The 17,707-nt window shown below is 37.6% G+C and carries 16 protein-coding genes and 1 riboswitch; all 16 genes read right to left on the bottom strand.

Annotated features, from left to right (window positions below; genetic code table 11):
- Positions 1 to 31: 31 nt before the first annotated feature.
- A complete protein-coding gene (locus H9L19_RS07025; protein ID WP_187528953.1) occupies positions 32 to 850 on the bottom strand; it encodes an amino acid ABC transporter substrate-binding protein in 819 nt (272 codons plus the stop codon).
- A complete protein-coding gene (locus H9L19_RS07020) occupies positions 847 to 1,488 on the bottom strand; it encodes an amino acid ABC transporter ATP-binding protein (protein WP_187528952.1) in 642 nt (213 codons plus the stop codon). Before H9L19_RS07020 ends, H9L19_RS07025 begins: the two co-directional genes overlap by 4 nt.
- 15 nt (positions 1,489 to 1,503) lie before the next feature.
- Positions 1,504 to 2,148, bottom strand: a complete 645-nt coding sequence (locus H9L19_RS07015; protein WP_187529953.1) for an amino acid ABC transporter permease — start codon at positions 2,146 to 2,148, stop codon at positions 1,504 to 1,506.
- A gap of 561 nt (positions 2,149 to 2,709) precedes the next feature.
- Positions 2,710 to 2,943: a hypothetical protein gene (locus tag H9L19_RS07010; RefSeq protein ID WP_187528951.1), complete on the bottom strand. Its 234-nt coding sequence runs from the start codon at positions 2,941 to 2,943 to the stop codon at positions 2,710 to 2,712.
- Positions 2,944 to 3,306: 363 nt separating this feature from the next.
- Positions 3,307 to 3,939, bottom strand: a complete 633-nt coding sequence (locus H9L19_RS07005) for a hypothetical protein (protein ID WP_187528950.1) — start codon at positions 3,937 to 3,939, stop codon at positions 3,307 to 3,309.
- 128 nt (positions 3,940 to 4,067) lie between these two features.
- On the bottom strand, positions 4,068 to 4,451 hold the full coding sequence (locus H9L19_RS07000) for a hypothetical protein (RefSeq protein ID WP_187528949.1): 384 nt from the start codon (positions 4,449 to 4,451) through the stop codon (positions 4,068 to 4,070).
- Positions 4,452 to 5,382: 931 nt separating this feature from the next.
- Positions 5,383 to 6,000, bottom strand: coding sequence for a rod shape-determining protein MreD (mreD, locus tag H9L19_RS06995; protein WP_187528948.1), 618 nt, complete (start codon positions 5,998 to 6,000; stop codon positions 5,383 to 5,385).
- A gap of 173 nt (positions 6,001 to 6,173) precedes the next feature.
- Entirely contained in the window at positions 6,174 to 7,337 is a 1,164-nt protein-coding gene (guaB, locus tag H9L19_RS06990) for an IMP dehydrogenase (RefSeq protein WP_187528947.1), read from the bottom strand.
- Between the two features lie 91 nt (positions 7,338 to 7,428).
- A riboswitch (purine riboswitch) is annotated at positions 7,429 to 7,526 on the bottom strand.
- Between the two features lie 167 nt (positions 7,527 to 7,693).
- A complete protein-coding gene (locus tag H9L19_RS06985; protein ID WP_187528946.1) occupies positions 7,694 to 8,914 on the bottom strand; it encodes an MFS transporter in 1,221 nt (406 codons plus the stop codon).
- Between the two features lie 63 nt (positions 8,915 to 8,977).
- Entirely contained in the window at positions 8,978 to 11,047 is a 2,070-nt protein-coding gene (glyS, locus tag H9L19_RS06980) for a glycine--tRNA ligase subunit beta (protein WP_187528945.1), read from the bottom strand.
- A gap of 1 nt (position 11,048) precedes the next feature.
- Positions 11,049 to 11,975, bottom strand: a complete 927-nt coding sequence (gene glyQ, locus H9L19_RS06975) for a glycine--tRNA ligase subunit alpha (RefSeq protein ID WP_187528944.1) — start codon at positions 11,973 to 11,975, stop codon at positions 11,049 to 11,051.
- Between the two features lie 813 nt (positions 11,976 to 12,788).
- Positions 12,789 to 13,559 carry a hypothetical protein gene (locus H9L19_RS06970; RefSeq protein WP_187528943.1) on the bottom strand — a complete coding sequence of 257 codons (771 nt, stop codon included), beginning with the start codon at positions 13,557 to 13,559 and terminating at the stop codon, positions 12,789 to 12,791.
- A gap of 599 nt (positions 13,560 to 14,158) precedes the next feature.
- Complete coding sequence (locus H9L19_RS08520) at positions 14,159 to 14,269, bottom strand: replication initiator protein A (protein ID WP_187528942.1); 111 nt, start codon at positions 14,267 to 14,269, stop codon at positions 14,159 to 14,161.
- A gap of 416 nt (positions 14,270 to 14,685) precedes the next feature.
- Entirely contained in the window at positions 14,686 to 16,494 is a 1,809-nt protein-coding gene (pepF, locus tag H9L19_RS06960) for an oligoendopeptidase F (RefSeq protein ID WP_187528941.1), read from the bottom strand.
- Positions 16,495 to 16,551: 57 nt separating this feature from the next.
- Positions 16,552 to 17,019: a hypothetical protein gene (locus tag H9L19_RS06955; RefSeq protein ID WP_187528940.1), complete on the bottom strand. Its 468-nt coding sequence runs from the start codon at positions 17,017 to 17,019 to the stop codon at positions 16,552 to 16,554.
- Positions 17,016 to 17,594: a competence protein CoiA gene (locus tag H9L19_RS06950; protein ID WP_187528939.1), complete on the bottom strand. Its 579-nt coding sequence runs from the start codon at positions 17,592 to 17,594 to the stop codon at positions 17,016 to 17,018. The genes H9L19_RS06955 and H9L19_RS06950 overlap by 4 nt, the downstream gene beginning before the upstream one ends.
- Between the last annotated feature and the right edge of the window lie 113 nt (positions 17,595 to 17,707).

Genomic DNA, 17,707 nt, shown 5'->3' with positions numbered 1-17,707 from the left:
ATTATACCTTATAACTTATATTCTATCTTAATTATTTTTGATTAACCGTTCCAAAATACTTCTTTGAAATATTATCTAGGGTTCCGTCTTGCGCAAACTTTTTAAGTTGTGCATTGACTTTCCGGCGCAGCGTCATATCTTTTTTCCGGAATCCGACCGCAAATTGCTCAGCTGGATAACTCAAATCAAGAATCGCAAATTGATCTGGGTCCGCCTCGTGCGCCACATAGTAACGCGCAAAATCACTATCAATCAAAACTGCTTGAATCCGACCAACTTGCAAATCAGTCAATGCTTTATCAAAAGTATCATACTGAACAGCACTTTTAACAAAATTTTTCAAAACTTTAGGTTGCGCGTCATAAGTTAACATACCAGAAGAACCAGTTTGTAATCCTAGCGTTTTCCCTACCATATCCTGTGGTGTCACAATTTGATTCGTCCGCATAGTCACCAAGACTTGTTTATCTGAATGGTATGAATTTGAAAAAGCTACTTTTTTTTGCCGATCTGGTGTAATTGTATACCCATTCCAAATCATATCAATGTGGCCTGTTTTTAACTCAGTCTCTTTCATAGACCAATCGATTGGTTGAAACTTAACTTTAAAGCCCAAAGACTGAATCGTCTTTCGAGCTAAGTCAACATCAAAGCCAACTAATTTTCCATTTTTATCACGAAATCCCATTGGTACAAATGTATCATCTACCCCCACAACAAGTTGTTTATTAGCTGTGGTTTTAGCCCACGTATCCGATTGTTGATGAATGCGAAAGAAAATTACGCCGCCAATCACAATTAATATCAATGCTACGACACTATTCCAAAAAAACTTTTTTTGTTTTGTCATCCTAGATTCACCTCATGTCCAAAATCGAGCGTTTCATCTGCAATGGTTTGTGCAAATGCTAAATCGTGTGTCACCACTAACTGTGTCACACCTTTTTGTTTCAACTCTGAGATCACCGTTGCGACACGCTGAGTTGATTCCTCATCCAAACCAGATGTTGGTTCATCATAAGCCAAAATACCAGGATGCATCGCTAAGGCTCTTGCGATCGCCACACGTTGCTTTTGACCCCCAGACAGTTGGAACGGATATAAATCTGCCTGCTCTGACAAACCTAAATCGGATAATAACTGGCTAGCTTCGACTTCGGCTTCTCGCTTTGTTTTTTTAGCAACTGTGATTGGCGCCAACGTGATATTTTCTTTAACCGTATAATTTGGAAAAAGATTAAAATCTTGAAAAATAACCCCTACTTTTGCATTCAATCGATGACCCGAAATATCTAATAATTCATCATCTAATTTAATAGAACCAGAATTAGCAGGTAATAAACCAGCGATAATGCGTAAAAATGTTGTCTTTCCAATACCTGATGGTCCAACAATTGTCAATACTTCACCTGGTTCAATTTTTAAACTCAGATTTTTAAAAATAGTACGTTCACTGTAAAATTTACTTAAATTGGTTATTTCGAGCATCTTAATGCCTCCGTTCTAACGATAATAGTTTAATTTGTTCTCAATTCGACGCATAATCATAGTTGCAACGATGGTTAACAATAGATACAAAACACCGACTAATAAATATGGAATCAAGGTGACATCTCGTGCTGCTGCAATATTTCCAGCTCGCATCAAGTCACCAATTCCAATCACATAAACCAATGATGAATCTTTAACTAAATTAACAACTTCATTTCCCACCGATGGCATTACAATTTTTGTTACTTGCGGCAGAATTATTTTCTTCATGGTCTGCCACGGCTTAAAGCCCAAAACCTGCGCACCTTCATATTGTCCTTGCGGGATACTTTGTAACCCACCACGGAAAATTTCAGCAAAGTAAGCCGCATAATTCAAAATAAAAGTCATCACTGCTGCTTCAAATCTAGGTAGTGTGGCGATATGTGCTAGGCTTAACCCGTAATAAACAAAGACAATCTGCAATAATAACGGGGTACCTCGCATAATCCAGATATATGCATTCATGACCCAACGCAATAGAAAAATTTCTGAACGTAAAGCCATTGCAACCAAAACACCTAACGGAATTGCGCCCAATAAGGTGAGTGCAAAAACACCAACAGTCATTTTTAATCCAGTAATCAAACTTGGCATAATTGACCAAATATAGTTCATCATCATATCCTCAACATTTCTTTTTAAATGCAAAAAGTCCTCAGGCCATCGAATCGATGACCTGAGGACGATAAAAATCGTGGTTCCACCTCAATTTTACTAAACATTACTGTTCAGTACTCATACCCCAAATAATATTTGGCGCACATTGATAACGAAATGACCCGTGAACATGATGTTCCGACTAATCATAGGTGTGGTTCGAATAAGGGGCTTGATTGCTTCTCAACTTCGGCGCAACTCTCTTTGCAAACAACCTTATCTACTCTTCTACTCAAAATCAATTTATGTTGTAAGAATAAGCGAAACCACCATAAATGTCAACTATATATGTTCGATAGGCTGTGGCGACATTTAACTAAAAGTGGCTTTCCCATGGCATAAAGCGATTTTATTACTAACAAATGAAACAAATCGACCGGCAGGCAATGATTCTTTTTCAACTTGACCCCTTGCATCATCAACATCATTACGCGGGTGAATGACCCACATTATTAAAAAGCCCTTGATGAAGCAATAAAAAATAGAAATGTGCACATTATGCTTGCAGTGTTTCGATCTTTAATCAACATTCTTAACACTACCAACGTCTACCCAAGTGCCATCTCTATGATAATCACAAGACCAACCGTCATAAAAAGCTGTCGAAATACCACCTAATTCTGACCAATGTGCAACTGTTCTCTTACCTAAATTCGAACTATTAGCAGTATCCCAAACGCCAGGTACCATTTTTTGATTCACCGCCTTTTGAAGCGTCGAAACAGGATCATTACACCAATAGTCTGACTTCAAAAGAGATTTTAATAAAGTTCTCCTTTTTTCGGGTAATATATGGTCGAAATATTATCTGCTGCCATTCATTTTGTTGCCGAAATTGGTAATAAAGCTAAATATATATATGCCTTAACTGAATCTTTATAGTGCCATGCGGCCGTATTTTTTTAGATTGTATTCGTTTTAGAAAAAATTTTTTAAGGTTCAATAATATTCACACCAGCTTTTGCCAGTATGTACGTTACGTGATTTAAATCAATCGTACTCCCACTGGCATACCCAAAACCCGTACTCATCTGTAGTACCAGCACGGCTAGCCAACATACTATTTTTGTTCATTATTTATCCTCGAATCATTATGTATACCGATATAGCACAAATTTATTTATGCCCCTTACCTACTCCTGCCCACGCAGCTCCTCTTGTAGTGCCCGCATAATCACACGACCATCCACCATAAAAAGCTGTCGGGATATTTCCTAATTCAGACCAGTATTTAACAGTTTTTTCCCCTTTGTTCCCGCTGTTTGGGGTGTCCCACACAGTGGGAATGCCCTCAATTTTACACGCACTTTTTCGATCGGGAAAAGAATCGTTACACCAAAAATTTTTCTTTAAATTGCTGGTGTTTTCAAAACCTGCAACGCTCAATTGTAATCCAAAACCATTAGAAATGGCATATTTGAATAATGCTTTTAAAGTTGTATTATTTTTACTATAATTATTAACTATTCCCTTTTTTGCAATTAAGTTAATGGAATTATCTGATAACTCATTCAAATAATTGTATGCATCAACACTATGTTGGTAACTCCATGCTAATGTATTCTTATATTTTACATCTGCTTGTGGAAACTTTTTTTGTTGTTTTATAGCTGATTTTGCTGCCAAACATGGCAATAAATAATCACCCTTAAATGAACTACCTTCAACAGATGGATTTACTAGCCCGAAATAAGTCAAAGATAAACAAAAAACAATCAAAATAAATTTTTTTAATTTTTTATTATTCATAATAAGCCCTCAAATAATTGATTCGCATTTAATTTTTATTTATGTCCTTTACCAACACCTGCCCAAGCTGCTCCTCGAGCAGTGCCAGCATAGTCACAAGACCATCCACCATAAAAAGCCGTTGATATTCATCCTAATTCAGACCAATGTTTCACAGTTATTTTTCTTTTATTTCCACTATTTGCTGTATCCCAAATATCAGGTGCCGACGGAACATTCACTGCAGCTGACTGAGTTGGATACGAATCATTACACCACCAATTTATTGACCCAGAGGCTGGATTTATAAAACATGCATTGCTTATTTGTAAACCAAATCCGTTATCTGTAACCCAGTCAAAATATGCTCGCACAATTGTATTTTGTGCTGGTGTTAACGATGCAGCAACACCGCCACCCACACTCACAGAAATAACCGCTGCTGTATTATTATTTAAATAATTAAATGTTCTCAATGAATTTTGATAACTCCATGCAAGCGTTCCGTCAATACGACTATCAGCAGTCGGCATAACACCAACGCTACTTGCACCTCCGACAATATTTACATCACTTTGTTTTGCATCAGCTTTATTTTCAAATACTGAACTACCATCTATTTTTTTAACCTTAACTATTCCTCTAGCATCTTCATCTTTGTATTCTTTAATATAATCATTAATACCTTTTTCTCTAAAGAGGTTCCCACCGTCAAATGTATTATTTGAAGGTTGTGCTTCATCAGCTTTAATTAAAGATACAAACTAAGCAGACAACAGCAACAATGACAACCCCGAAGCCACTCCACAACTCAACAATTTGGCTTTTTTAATCTTGAACATAAAAATCTCCTAAAAATTAAATATAGCACCAGTATCTCGCACAATTAATTTAAACCTTAGCACCCATTTCACAGCCCGTAAATAACATTCATGAACCTTTCACAAATCCAACGTAGAAAGTTCATTTTAATTACGTTTTCTTCCGAAAAACCGGACACAATCAGCAACGCATGTTCGCTATTATTTAATTGCTTGATAGTATTTTACTTTCAGTGCCTTTCAAAAAACGTTTAATTTTTAAATTCAAGCAATCTGATTGAGCAAGCTTTCTAGCCACATCAAACCTATATCTTTTCCCCATTTACAACTGGATGAATCCTGTGTTTGAGCCATTTGTTATCTTCAAATTTCCTTTTCGGAATCAAACCGCTATGAATTTGACGGACATTTGCCATCTTTCTTGATATAGGATTAATCAACAACTGCAAAATATAAAAAAAGAACAGATTACTCTGTCCTTTAAAGCATCTGCACACGAATATTATTCGTCTGATACAAATACTGAATGCTTATGATTATTTTCTAACACAAAAAGATACAAGCTGTTGTTTATGGCAATGGTACTTCTCGCTGATTTTATTTCAATCGATTGCTCAAATAATCGTCACATCCAACCATTACCTTATCGAGATGAACGCCTTTTTAACGGCATTCGGTCATTAATTTGTCGATCCTCAACATGATAACTCGCAAGATTTGGTTCTCGGGCACCCTGATACACCCAGTTCAAAAATGTAAATGTCAAAATGAAAATTATCATATTGACCAAAATTGACGGGAACATGTGAAAAATAACAAAATTTTGTAAATTCATATTTGCCACATTAATTACCCCAAAAGCCAGATAATCATACACTAGATAGACACTAAGAACCATAAAATATATAGCCATTTCCCATAGATATGACTGCTCAAAATAACGTTGAATCCATTCTGCAAACCAAACAACCAATGGGAAGCCAATCATTGATACGCCAACATAGCCAGTGAAATATAAGTCATATATTAAGCCAATAATGAAGGCCGTCATAAAAACACTACTGCGCTGCTCAGGCTGTGTTCTAATCACACCTGATAAAATTGGCATTAACAAAACTAGCAACACAAGATATGGACTCGCAGACATTGGTAATCGATATAAAATTTGAGCGCCATGTAAGGCAATTGCACCATCTACTAGCAACGCCAAAAAAGCTAAAATAGGATGCAACCATGAGACGCGTAAATACTTAAAGTACATGCTTTCCCCCATCAATTGATAATATCTTTAGTTTATCATGAATAGCAGATGTTTTTTACAATTTTCTTCAATTCATTGAATTGAGCTCGTTCATCATCATAAATAATTAGATTTATCATAACAAAATAAGCGTCATCCAAAAGGATTGACGCTTATTTTGTTATAACTCATGTTTAGTAATTTGGTGCCTTAGCAGTTATTTCGACATCATGTGGATGTGATTCGATTAATCCTGCACCAGTAATTTGAACAAATTGACCTTTTTCAATTAAGTCATTAATTGAACCAGCACCCGTATATCCCATACCTGAACGAAGACCACCAATAATTTGGAAAATCACATCAGCTAATGTCCCTTTGTATGCAGTTCGTGCTTCAATACCCTCTGGGACCATTTTATTAGCTTCATTGATTTCACCTTGGAAATAACGATCTTTTGAGCCATTTTCCATGGCCGCAATTGATCCCATACCACGATATGACTTATATTTATTACCATTTTTTTCATCTTCAATGACATCACCGGGGGTCTCATCAGTTCCAGCTAACATTGAACCAAGCATCACAGCATTTCCACCTGCGGCAATCGCCTTAACAATGTCACCAGAATATTTCATCCCACCGTCTGCAATGATACTTTTACCATTCTGTGCTGCAACTGCACTCGCTTCTAAGATGGCCGTAATTTGTGGCACGCCAACCCCTGCAACGACCCGTGTTGTACAAATTGAACCAGGACCAATACCAACTTTTACCACATCAGCCCCAGCATCGTACAAGGCTTGTGTTCCCGCACCAGTTGCCACATTACCAGCAATGATATTGATTTGTGGGAAAGTGGTCCGTACCTCGCGTACCTTCTTCAAAACCCCTTCAGAATGGCCGTGTGCCGAATCAAGGACAATTGCATCGACCCCAGCTTGATACAATGCTTCAACCCGATTAATCGTGTCTGAGGTGACACCCACTGCACCAGCAACTAATAAACGTCCCTCATTATCAGTCGCAGCGGCAGGATTCAAGCCAAGATCAACTGGTGCCGCCTTGACTCGTTTAACTTCGGCTGCTTGTTGTTCGATTAGCATATTCTTATGAATAACGCCCATGCCACCCAATTGTGCCAATCTGATTGCTAAACGTGACTCAGTTACTGTATCCATTGCGGAAGATAAAACTGGAATGTTTAATCTCAAAGTAGGTGTTAAATTTGTTTGTAATGACACTGAATTTGGTAAAACTGCGGATGCTGCTGGCACCATTAACACATCATCAAATGTCAGTCCCAACTGCACTACCTTATTAGCAAAACCACCTTGCGTCACACCATTCAAAACCATGAAATAAATCCTCCTAAAATAATATCCTGACGAAATTATAAAAAAACACACTGGTGGTATGACTACCACAAATGTGTTTCGAAGGTTTGAAGTTCAAAAAGCAATTGCGGATAGTCACCACTTTTGGGGGTGCTAGAAACTCTCGGGCCATTTTCCCAAGTATATATCTGCAAAACTGTTATTTTTTTATAAAAGTTATTGTTACTTATGATACTGCATTCTTAATAAATGTAAAGCATTCTTTTCCAGTTCAAGCTAGAAATAATTATTCAAATCGTCAACAACAACATTTAGAACGTTTTTATAAGAGATTTATCATTTTTAGATTTGAGCCTAGTCGATCAATCCGTGTGATATTATGCGATACCATCCTCACGTAATTGTCGCGTATTGTATCTAAACCAAATACCGTTAATACCAATGATTAGCCCAGAAATAATGAATACGCCTCGATAATCAAAGAAACTAGTGGCCACTGCACCGATAATTGGTCCAATCACAGAGCCCATCGCCTGATAACTTTGATTATAGGCAAACATCCGACTAACAACCTCATGCGGTGCTGTCTTCGTAATCAATGTCTGCAATGCAGGCATCATCGTTGAATCTGAAATGCCAATGAAAAAGCGCAAAGCGGCCAGTTGCCAAACGGCAGAAACCCATCCCATTGGTAGGAAGACAATAAATGCTAATCCAAAACCAAACATCATAACTTTGGATGTCCCTAATTTATCACCCAAACGGCCGAGTCGTGGCGCTGCAATCAACGCGGCAACACCCGGTGTGGCTGCGACAATCCCAGCCAATAATGCGGTGTTTGACCCGTGATGATTTAATTCACGTACAAATAATGCAAGAATTGGGTTAATCGATTGATTGACAGTCATAATCATCATGGTTGTAAAAAACAAGCCCTTCATCACACCAGGATATTTCAGTGTTTTAAACACAGCTTGTCGTGAAAGCGTTTCGCCACGTTTGACCGGAACAAAAACTTCTTTCACTAACAGCAAAACCAAAATCGTCGACAACAGAATTAAGCCGCCTGTTAGCATGAATGAATAGCGATAACCAAATGCATCAGCCATCATCCCACCAAATAACGGACCTAATAAGGTACCAGCAGTAGATCCGGTCATCATGACTCCCATTGCGTAGCCTGATCGTTCTAATGGTGTCTCAGATGCTATGAGGGCATTCGAATTAGAAATAAATCCACCAAATGCCCCCTGAAGCGCGCGCAATAACATGAGTTCCCAGACATTACTAACTGCACTCATGCCAATAAAGACAATACTCATCCCAATTCCAGCACGTAAAATCATCTTTTTGCGGCCTTTTAAATCCGCTAATTTCCCCCATAATGGCGAAACAATCGCCATCATGAGGAAACTAATGGCAAACGTAGCACCAGAGTACAAACTCAATTCTGATTTTGTGAAATTGCCTAGTGTATCAATATACAATGATAGAAACGGATTGACCATACTCAAGCCTGCGCCTGTTAAAAATACTCCAACCCATAAGACGTACATATTACGTTGCCAAATAGGAAACTGTTCCAATTTTTTAAGCATGTCCATCTCACTTTCTTTATTGACCTAACAAGAACTATCAAACACAGTTCAAGTCAACCTTGCTTACTTAACTTGTAACGCCATCAAATTTGCATAACGATGCGCTTGTTGGGCAATTAAATTAAGTGTCCGCAAACGATTTTGTTGCAACTCAACATCATCTGTCATAACCATTGTTTCATCAAAATAGTGATTAATACTTGGTTGAAGTGCCCATAAATGATTTTGCCATTCTTCTGGTGAATTGATAGTCATTTGGCTAACATCACTAAACAACTGACGTTCAGAGTCGTTCTCAAATTTTTCAGGTTCAACTTCACCTTGAATTGTATTTTTATTAGTTAAACGCAAAACACGTGTTAAGGCTTCAACACCCTCACGGAAATTGGCATCACTGCTATGTGCTTGTAATACACGCGCTGTCATGATCATGTCACTTACGTTAGCGCCTTGTGTCTGCACCACGGCTTCAACAATGTCGCGTCGAATATCATTTTGCAATAGCTTTACAATACGGTCCTTCAAGAAATTAATGACCGTTTGAATATTATCTGGTAATACTGTGGCAATATTATCAGGCAATCCCAAATGATCTGGCGCTTGTTGTACATCATCGACAAAAGTTGTCAAAATTTGATTCAGGTCAAGTTCCCATTGATTTGCTGAAATAATATTAACAACACCAGTAGCTGCACGTCGTAATGCATAAGGGTCATTTGAACCGGAAGGTACCATGTCGCCTGCAAAGAAGGCCAATAATGTATCCAACTTGTCAGCCAAAGCCAATATTTTGCCCAAAATCGTGGTTGGCAACTCCCCTTCAGCCGTGGTTGGCATATAATGTTCGCGAATGGCCGTTGCCACAGCAGGTGTTTCTCCAAAAATGAGCGCATATTTCTCACCCATCACACCTTGTAATTCATCAAATTCGCCGACCATACCAGTCATTAAATCAAATTTATAAATATCGGCTACACGCGCTAATTGTACTTGCTGTGCTTCATCTAAATTCAATTGTGACGCAAGCGTCAATGCAATAGCTTTTGCACGATGTGTATGATTAGCAACTGACCCTAATTTCTCATGGAATGAAACAACTGATAACTTTTGATTATAGAAGGCAATATCATGTTTTTGGTCTTCATGATAGAAAAACTTTGCATCTTCTAGCCTGGCAACCAAGACCTTCTCATTTCCTGCAATAACGTTTTGAAGATACTGGTCATTTCCATTACGAACAGAAATAAAATGTGGTAATAATTCACCATTCATATCGACGACATGGAAAAACCGCTGATGCGCCTTCATTGATGTAATCAACACTTCATCTGGTACTTCTAAATAACTAGCATCAAAACTACCTGAAAATGCTGTTGGATATTCGACGATATTGTTCACTTCTTCTAACAATTCGTCATCAATAACAACTTGCCAATCATGCTGTTTTGCAATTGTTTCAACCTGCTGTTGTATCACCGCTCGACGTTCAGTAGCGTCAGCTAACACAAAGACGTTTTTTAGATCTTCAACATAATCCAACGCATTTTGGATATCGACCGACTTTCCTAAGAAACGATGTCCGCGGGTTTGACGTCCAGTTGCAACATCTAAAATCTGGAATGGAATAATCTTGTCGTCTAATAATGCAACAAGCCAACGAATTGGGCGAACATATTCAAAAGTATGTCGTCCCCACTTCATAGTCGTTGAGAATGTCATGGCTTCAACAACTTGTTGCATACCAACTAGCACCTCTTCAGCAGACTTTCCAGTTTCATGACGAGTTAATGTGACAAATTCTTGTCCATTAAAGGTTTTGAAAACAATATCATCAGTTCGCATACCTTTACCACGCGCAAATCCCTCGGCTGCTTTAGTAAATTCGCCATTTGCATCTAAAGCCGCCTTTTTAATCGGCCCCTTCATCTCTTCTTCAATATCGGCCGCTTGTTTTGCAACATCGGTCACAATAACCGCCAAGCGGCGAGGTGTTGAATAATGTTGAATTTCGCCATATGGTAATCGCTCGGATTCAAAAAAATCGGCAACCCGTGTGACTAACTGATTAATGGCAGGCGTCACCAAATGTGCGGGGACTTCTTCAAGACCAATTTCTAATAAAAAGTTTGCCATTTTAATTTTCCTCCTCAACGATTGGTAAATACTTTGCTCGAAGTGCTTCGTCTTTTAGGAGTGGGAAACCTAATTTTTTCCGTTCGTCAATAAAAGCACGTGCGACTTGTCGAGCCATTTTACGAATACGGCTCAGATATTTTGCACGTTCAGTAACGGAAACCGTTCCTCTCGCATCTAACAAATTAAATGTATGTGATGATTTTAGAATGTAATCATATGCAGGATGGACGAGACCAAGGGTTAGTAAACGCGTTGCCTCAGCCTCATACTCATCAAAATGACGTAATAGCATCGCTTGATCTGATTCCTCAAATGAATACATTGAGTGTTCAAACTCAGGTTCTTTAAAAATGTCACCATAAAGTACGCCATTTCCCCACTCTAAATCGTATACGGTTGGCACGTTTTGAATATATGACGATAACCGTTCCAAACCATAGGTAATCTCTGAGGTGACTGCATCAACTTGAATACCTCCAACTTGTTGGAAATAAGTGAATTGTGTGACTTCCATCCCATCAAGCCAAATTTCCCAACCAATACCAGCTGCACCCATTGACGGGTTTTCCCAATTGTCCTCAACAAAACGAATGTCATGTTCCAATGGGTCAATTCCCAAAGTCTTGAGTGATTCTAAGTATAATTCCTGAATATTATCTGGCGAAGGCTTCATCACAACTTGAAACTGATGATGTTGGTAAAGTCGATTTGGATTATCGCCATAACGACCATCAGCTGGTCGGCGTGACGGCTCAACGTATGCAGCATGCCATGGTTCAGGCCCGTTAGCGCGTAAAAAAGTATATGGCGACATCGTCCCTGCACCTTTTTCTGTGTCATATGCTTGCATTAACATCGCACCTTGTGCCGCCCAAAATCCTTGTAATTTCAAAATAATATCTTGAACCGATAATTTTTCTGTCATTTTATTTCCTTTCACTAATAGCTCATCCAACTCAATTCCGATGCAATATAAATGATTCTCTAATCTTAAACAAGAAAAAGCCCCTGCATTAATCATGCATAATACACGATTAATGCAGGGACGTTATAGTTATCTAAAACGCGGTTCCACCCTGCTTCCGAATGAATTCGACAGCTTTTATTTATCTAGTTTTTTGAATAGCTCCCCACGGATTAACTCGACCACATCCCATTAACCGTGGCTTTCTTAACAAGTCTCATCCGTTTTTTCTACCCAAACTTTACGAAAGTAAATTATAGACCTAATTTCAAATTTGAGCAACTAATCAATCATAGTTGTATGTGTCGGAAATTTAGTTAAAGCTCATTATCCTTACATCAAAGTTTTTTAAGAATATAAAAAGGATAAAGTTAGTCCTGCTAATCTTTGGCCTTTATTTTACTCTTTTAAATTTATAGAATTAAGTTAATGATTTGAGCAGGTTCAGTGCTTAAATTGTGAAAGTTGAGCCAGCGCTGTTGCGGTTCAATTTTTTTGTAACTTACATGTAGCATAAATAGAAAGTGCTTCCAAATAATTTCACCAAAAACCGTTAATAATTGGATTTATTTTTAAAGACTATATTCACTGAAATATTTAAAAGCCAACAAAGGAAATTCAATCTCTATTTCCGATTGACGTAATCATACACAATAATACAACCTGCAATAGTCATAATCACCACTCCAGTCTTATTATATCCCTCTGCTAAGATAATGATTCCTGGTACAAGAAAACAATAGTATAGCCATCTTAATTTCTTATTCATAATAATTAAGCCCTATTATTGTTTGGGTTCCTATTTGTTCCTACCCAACGACCACTTGTTGTATAGTCACATGACCAACCACCGTAAAAGTCTTTCTTAATCGCCGCAGCTCCTCCAGGCCAATTAGAAGGCGTACGTTTATCTGAGCCATCCGGAACTGATAATGCAGCTTGCGGAGTTTGCCAACTGTCATTGTAAAAATAATCATACAAACTAGCAGTATTTACATTTTTAGTAAGAACAGTTCCAAACCCACGGTCTGTTGCCTTATCAAAAGCATTCCGATCTGGTGCTAGAAAATGACTGTTGATATAACTAGTTCCTTTACCTGTAATTAATCCAATTACAAATCCAGCAACTGGTCCTACAAACAACGATGGTAACGCAACAGTCACATCAACAAGTCCCATTGCAATACCCAAATTATCATACATCGCAATTGATTTTTGATAATTGTATCCCACCACGATTAAATTAGATTGTTTTCCACTTTGCCACGACCAACCATTGCTCGATTGTTGATAATCCGGCGTAACAGCTTGTATTCCTCCTGTAATATGATAACCGTGATTTGTCCTCAATATCCCATTGATATCTCTCAAGCTATTTTTTACTTTATTCCACTTTCCATCAACAAGTGGTACAAGAGCAGTCGCACCATCTATAATGGTATTACGTTCCTCTGTTCCCGTACTAACTTCTGAACGATCACCTTTAGTCTCAGTTGCATCGACGATGTCTTTATCCATAATAGTCACTGATTTACCATTAGTCATTGTATATGTATTGCTTGCAACATCATCAGTAAAGCCGGCACAATCGGAACCAACACCGAAGATACTAAAGTGAATGTAGCCAAAAAAGTTGAAATATATTTCTTCATGTAAAAATCTCCATTTTTCTTGAATGTAATATTACATTCACAACAAGAAACTAAAAAACAACCTAATACGTCAATCAATCACCTTATACACTGAATAACAGACACGATCAGTAAAAACAATTTAAATATTAATTAACGCTTAAAAAGAATATTAATGTTTAAGAATAAATTAAACAAGTAGTTTTTACATTTGTTCTCAAAAAAAACTCGCAAATTTCACACCATTTTCTTTCGTCTGATTTCTCGGACATTTATCACCTTGTTTTTGTTCGATTTTCAGGAAGTTTTAGTATTTGATTCACATTTACGAATAGCCTTGCTTACCGAATTGTTTCACTTCATAAAATTGATTAACTATTTCAATACTTGAGCTTTTGTTTTAAAATCATCTAAATCAAAACTACACATTAATAGATAATCTAAACGTTGTTTGATTTTACTTTTATAAATTGATTCTGCTTGCCACAATGCATATTTTTGGTGCGTATTTTTTTAGAAATGTTCACTGATTTTTTTCCCTTCTTGATCAACCCATCTGTTATTGATTGAAAGCTCAAAACGGTCTTTCAAAATTTCATAGGCTAATTTGGATTTTACTCCCATAGATTGATAAAAACTGTTGTTTTCAAAAAAGAATTTTAGGATTCAAAAAAATCTTTCGCTCGATTCAACTTACTATGATGTTATACGCGCCATTATTCAACCATCTCTCAAAAAACAGAAAAAAAGAACAGATTGCTCTATTCCTTAAAACGTTTAGATTATAGGATTTCTGGGTTTTAACTAAACTCTAAACACTTACATCATAGTTGAGGCATGACAAATTTCTCATGTCAGTAACCGATACTGATTGCGACAAACATTTCATACAGAAAAATAACAATGATTTTCTCATCGGCCGGTGCAAACCAATAACATCTCCTATTTGAATTGATTGTCAACCGGAAAGAAAAGGATATCCTAAGCTATCCTTTCATTGACCAACATTCTTGGAAGCAATATTTGATCTATGTTCTTGACTATGCCAAGTCATCTACCAATTGTTCAAACTCATTTAGACGTTCTTCAAAAATACGATATGTTTCACGCAGATAATCTGGCTTTGTCATATCTACGCCAGCTTGTTTCACAATATCTACCGGGAAATCTGATGATCCTGCTTTTAGAAAGCCTTTATAGGCTGCAACACCCTCTGGTCCGTCATGCAAAATTTGTTCTGAAAATGCAGTTGCTGCTGCAAAGCCGGTCGCATACTGGAAAACATAAAAATCGTAGTAGAAATGCGGGATACGCTCCCATTCATGAGCAATCTCAGTATCAACTGTCAATGCTGGTCCATAATACGTTTGGTTTAATTCTGCATATGCCTGATTTAGTACATCTGCTGTTAAAGGCGTCCCAGCTGCGTCCTCTTCGTGCATCCACTGCTCAAATTCAGCAAATTGTGTCTGTCTAAACATTGTGCCTTTCATACCATCCAAAAATTGGTTTAAGACATAGGCTCGTAATGCCTTATCTTCAATTTTATTCAACAAATAATCAGTCAATAAATTTTCATTTGTCGTTGATGCAATTTCAGCTAAAAAGATTGGATAATCACCATAATGATATGGTTGATTTTGCCTTGTTTCATAGCTATGCACTGAATGTCCCATCTCATGCACCAATGTATGCAGATTATTGAGGTTATCCACCCAATTTAAGAGAATAAATGGTTTTGTATCATATGAACCACCAGAGTATGCCCCGGACCGTTTACCTTTATTTTCCACAACATCAATCCATCGATTATCATACGCTTGGTTCACAACATCAAGATAGTCCTTACCCAATGGTGCCAACGCTTCTAAGGCTTCGGCTTTAGCCGTTTCATAATCAATCTGATAATCAGGTGTCCCTAAAATTGGTGTGTATAAATCATACGAATGTAATTCTGATAAACCAAGCAATTTTTTACGAAGTGCCACATAACGATGTAATAGTGGTAAAGCCCGATGTGTTTCCTCAACTAACGTGTCATAAACTTTTTCAGGTACAAAATTTTGCGCCAATGCTGCTTCACGTGCTGAAGAATAATGATGCACCCGAGCCAGATAATTTTGTTGTTTTACATGACTACTAATTAACGTGCCATACGTATTTTGCAACTTAATATACGCCTCATAAAAAGTGGTAAACGTATTCTTTCGAACCACGGGGTCTACCGACTCTAGCAAGCGACTATAAACACCATTGGTTAGTTTTTCTATCTCGCCCTCATCGTTTTCCACTGTACCAAATTCAATATCAGCATTGTCAAGAATGCTAAATGTATTTTGGGAAGCATTGAAAATGTCAGAAGCCCCCGCTAATAATTCTTCTGACTCACGAGAAAGCACATGCCCTCTTTGTATTAAAATAGCCTTAAAATAGTGCTTAAAATCGTTTAAGCGCGGCTCGTCCGCAAATAATTGCTTTATCTCACTATCAGTTAAAGCAACGATAGCTGGATCAAAAAAAGCAATTGCTGCAGATACTTTAGCTGCCAAAGCACCTGCTTGTGCGTTCAAGCCCTGATAAAATGTGTTGGTTGTATCTTGGTCAGCCTTCATTGACGCATAAACATAAACTTTTTCTAATTGGCGCATCAATTGCAGACCATATGTTAATCCATCATATAAATCTTGACCACTTTGAGTCACTTTTTTAGCATACTCATCTGATGATTCAGTCGCTAATTCAATTTTATCAACGGCATCAAACCAGGCTTCATCTGATGGGAAGATTGTTGATAGATCCCATGTCTTTTCTGTCGCTACTTCATCGCGCGTTGGAATTTGCTTCACCATAAAATACACTCCTTCGATTTCTTAATTGATTTAATGATAATTCTATCATTATTTCGGTTACTGTGTGTAAAACTCAATAAAATCTGTGAAGCACTTTTGTTTGTCTTGATAATCTGAATACCATTTAGGTTGTATTCGTAAGAAAAACAAACCATTCTGATACCGAATAATTTTTTGCCTCAACCACTGCCACAACACAAATTTCAGCCAAAGCAACTGCACTTGCCAAACATCCTCCGAGGCAAATTGATACCATCTATTTTGCCTAATGACCGTCAGTAATTGGTCAATTGATTTGGCCCCACCTTCTAAAGCCAATAAGACTGATAATTTCGTCAGCCAATGATCATTTTTTAATCCACCAGGTAATTTTTCAAAGTTATGAACACACCAAGGAACTCCTGTGAGAATGCGTCCTTGTTGACAGACTTTTTCAGCCAATGAGCGCAAGCTTTCTTCCGAACGCAGTAAGCGTAATTGAATTTGATAAATTTGCTTTTTTACTATTTTTTCGGGTGTCATCATTTGATTTTTGCCGTTAATTCCATCAACTTGCGACCATTCTTGCCACTGTAAATCCCCCCAGATGGCTGAGATACCCAGTAATAAAAGCCCAAATGATTCTGCTGAATTTGAGCGAATTTCGCCATCGTTGTCTGCCTTAAGTTCTGCTTCTGATATGGTGTACCCAGAATCCAAAAGACCTGAAGCCCAATTCTGGCATATCCAGTATTTCTTTTCTTAATTGTTTCAAAGCTAATTGGTGCACATTGAAATTCAATAATAAAACACCGTCCCTGGCTCTCAACAACCAGATCTGGTCGCTGTTGAATAGCGGGTAAAAACTTTTCAAGGGTCACTTGATACCCCAAACTCACAAAATAAGTATGTAGCTGTAGTTTACCAAATAGATGCTCAACCGACTCACCCTCACTCATTGCACGACACGTCATTATCTGCACATGTGAAAAATGCTGAACTCTAATTTGTCCAAGTCGTAAACAAACCCTTTGTCGACAAGCTGGACAAAAATAATTTTGTTTTTTCTGCGCATCTCTTGCTAATATCGTATTACCAGTTACATCGACAGCAGTTAACATAAATCACCTCAACTTCTCCAAACTTGTTCACTAAGAATAAAGAACCAAAAAATAATAAAATATAACATTTTATTTGTCATTTGCTGCCACATAAGTTTTCGATGACACGCACT

This window comes from Weissella diestrammenae (assembly GCF_014397255.1).
In the GTDB taxonomy this organism is placed as follows: Bacteria; Bacillota; Bacilli; order Lactobacillales; family Lactobacillaceae; genus Weissella; species Weissella diestrammenae.
This window is presented reverse-complemented; position numbering and strand designations above follow the sequence as displayed.

What these genes read in the sequence shown, in the direction of transcription:
- H9L19_RS06985 (WP_187528946.1), bottom strand. Translation starts at nt 8,914, where the DNA reads ATGCTTAAAAAATTGGAACAGTTTCCTATTTGGCAACGTAATATGTAC.
- H9L19_RS06970 (WP_187528943.1), bottom strand. Translation starts at nt 13,559, where the DNA reads ATGACTAATGGTAAATCAGTGACTATTATGGATAAAGACATCGTCGAT.
- H9L19_RS06950 (WP_187528939.1), bottom strand. Translation starts at nt 17,594, where the DNA reads ATGTTAACTGCTGTCGATGTAACTGGTAATACGATATTAGCAAGAGAT.
- guaB (WP_187528947.1), bottom strand. Translation starts at nt 7,337, where the DNA reads ATGGTTTTGAATGGTGTGACGCAAGGTGGTTTTGCTAATAAGGTAGTG.
- glyS (WP_187528945.1), bottom strand. Translation starts at nt 11,047, where the DNA reads ATGGCAAACTTTTTATTAGAAATTGGTCTTGAAGAAGTCCCCGCACAT.
- H9L19_RS07005 (WP_187528950.1), bottom strand. Translation starts at nt 3,939, where the DNA reads ATGAATAATAAAAAATTAAAAAAATTTATTTTGATTGTTTTTTGTTTA.
- H9L19_RS07000 (WP_187528949.1), bottom strand. Translation starts at nt 4,451, where the DNA reads ATGCCGACTGCTGATAGTCGTATTGACGGAACGCTTGCATGGAGTTAT.
- H9L19_RS06955 (WP_187528940.1), bottom strand. Translation starts at nt 17,019, where the DNA reads ATGATGACACCCGAAAAAATAGTAAAAAAGCAAATTTATCAAATTCAA.
- glyQ (WP_187528944.1), bottom strand. Translation starts at nt 11,975, where the DNA reads ATGACAGAAAAATTATCGGTTCAAGATATTATTTTGAAATTACAAGGA.
- H9L19_RS07020 (WP_187528952.1), bottom strand. Translation starts at nt 1,488, where the DNA reads ATGCTCGAAATAACCAATTTAAGTAAATTTTACAGTGAACGTACTATT.
- H9L19_RS07025 (WP_187528953.1), bottom strand. Translation starts at nt 850, where the DNA reads ATGACAAAACAAAAAAAGTTTTTTTGGAATAGTGTCGTAGCATTGATA.
- mreD (WP_187528948.1), bottom strand. Translation starts at nt 6,000, where the DNA reads ATGTACTTTAAGTATTTACGCGTCTCATGGTTGCATCCTATTTTAGCT.
- H9L19_RS08520 (WP_187528942.1), bottom strand. Translation starts at nt 14,269, where the DNA reads ATGGGAGTAAAATCCAAATTAGCCTATGAAATTTTGAAAGACCGTTTT.
- H9L19_RS07015 (WP_187529953.1), bottom strand. Translation starts at nt 2,148, where the DNA reads ATGAACTATATTTGGTCAATTATGCCAAGTTTGATTACTGGATTAAAA.
- pepF (WP_187528941.1), bottom strand. Translation starts at nt 16,494, where the DNA reads ATGGTGAAGCAAATTCCAACGCGCGATGAAGTAGCGACAGAAAAGACA.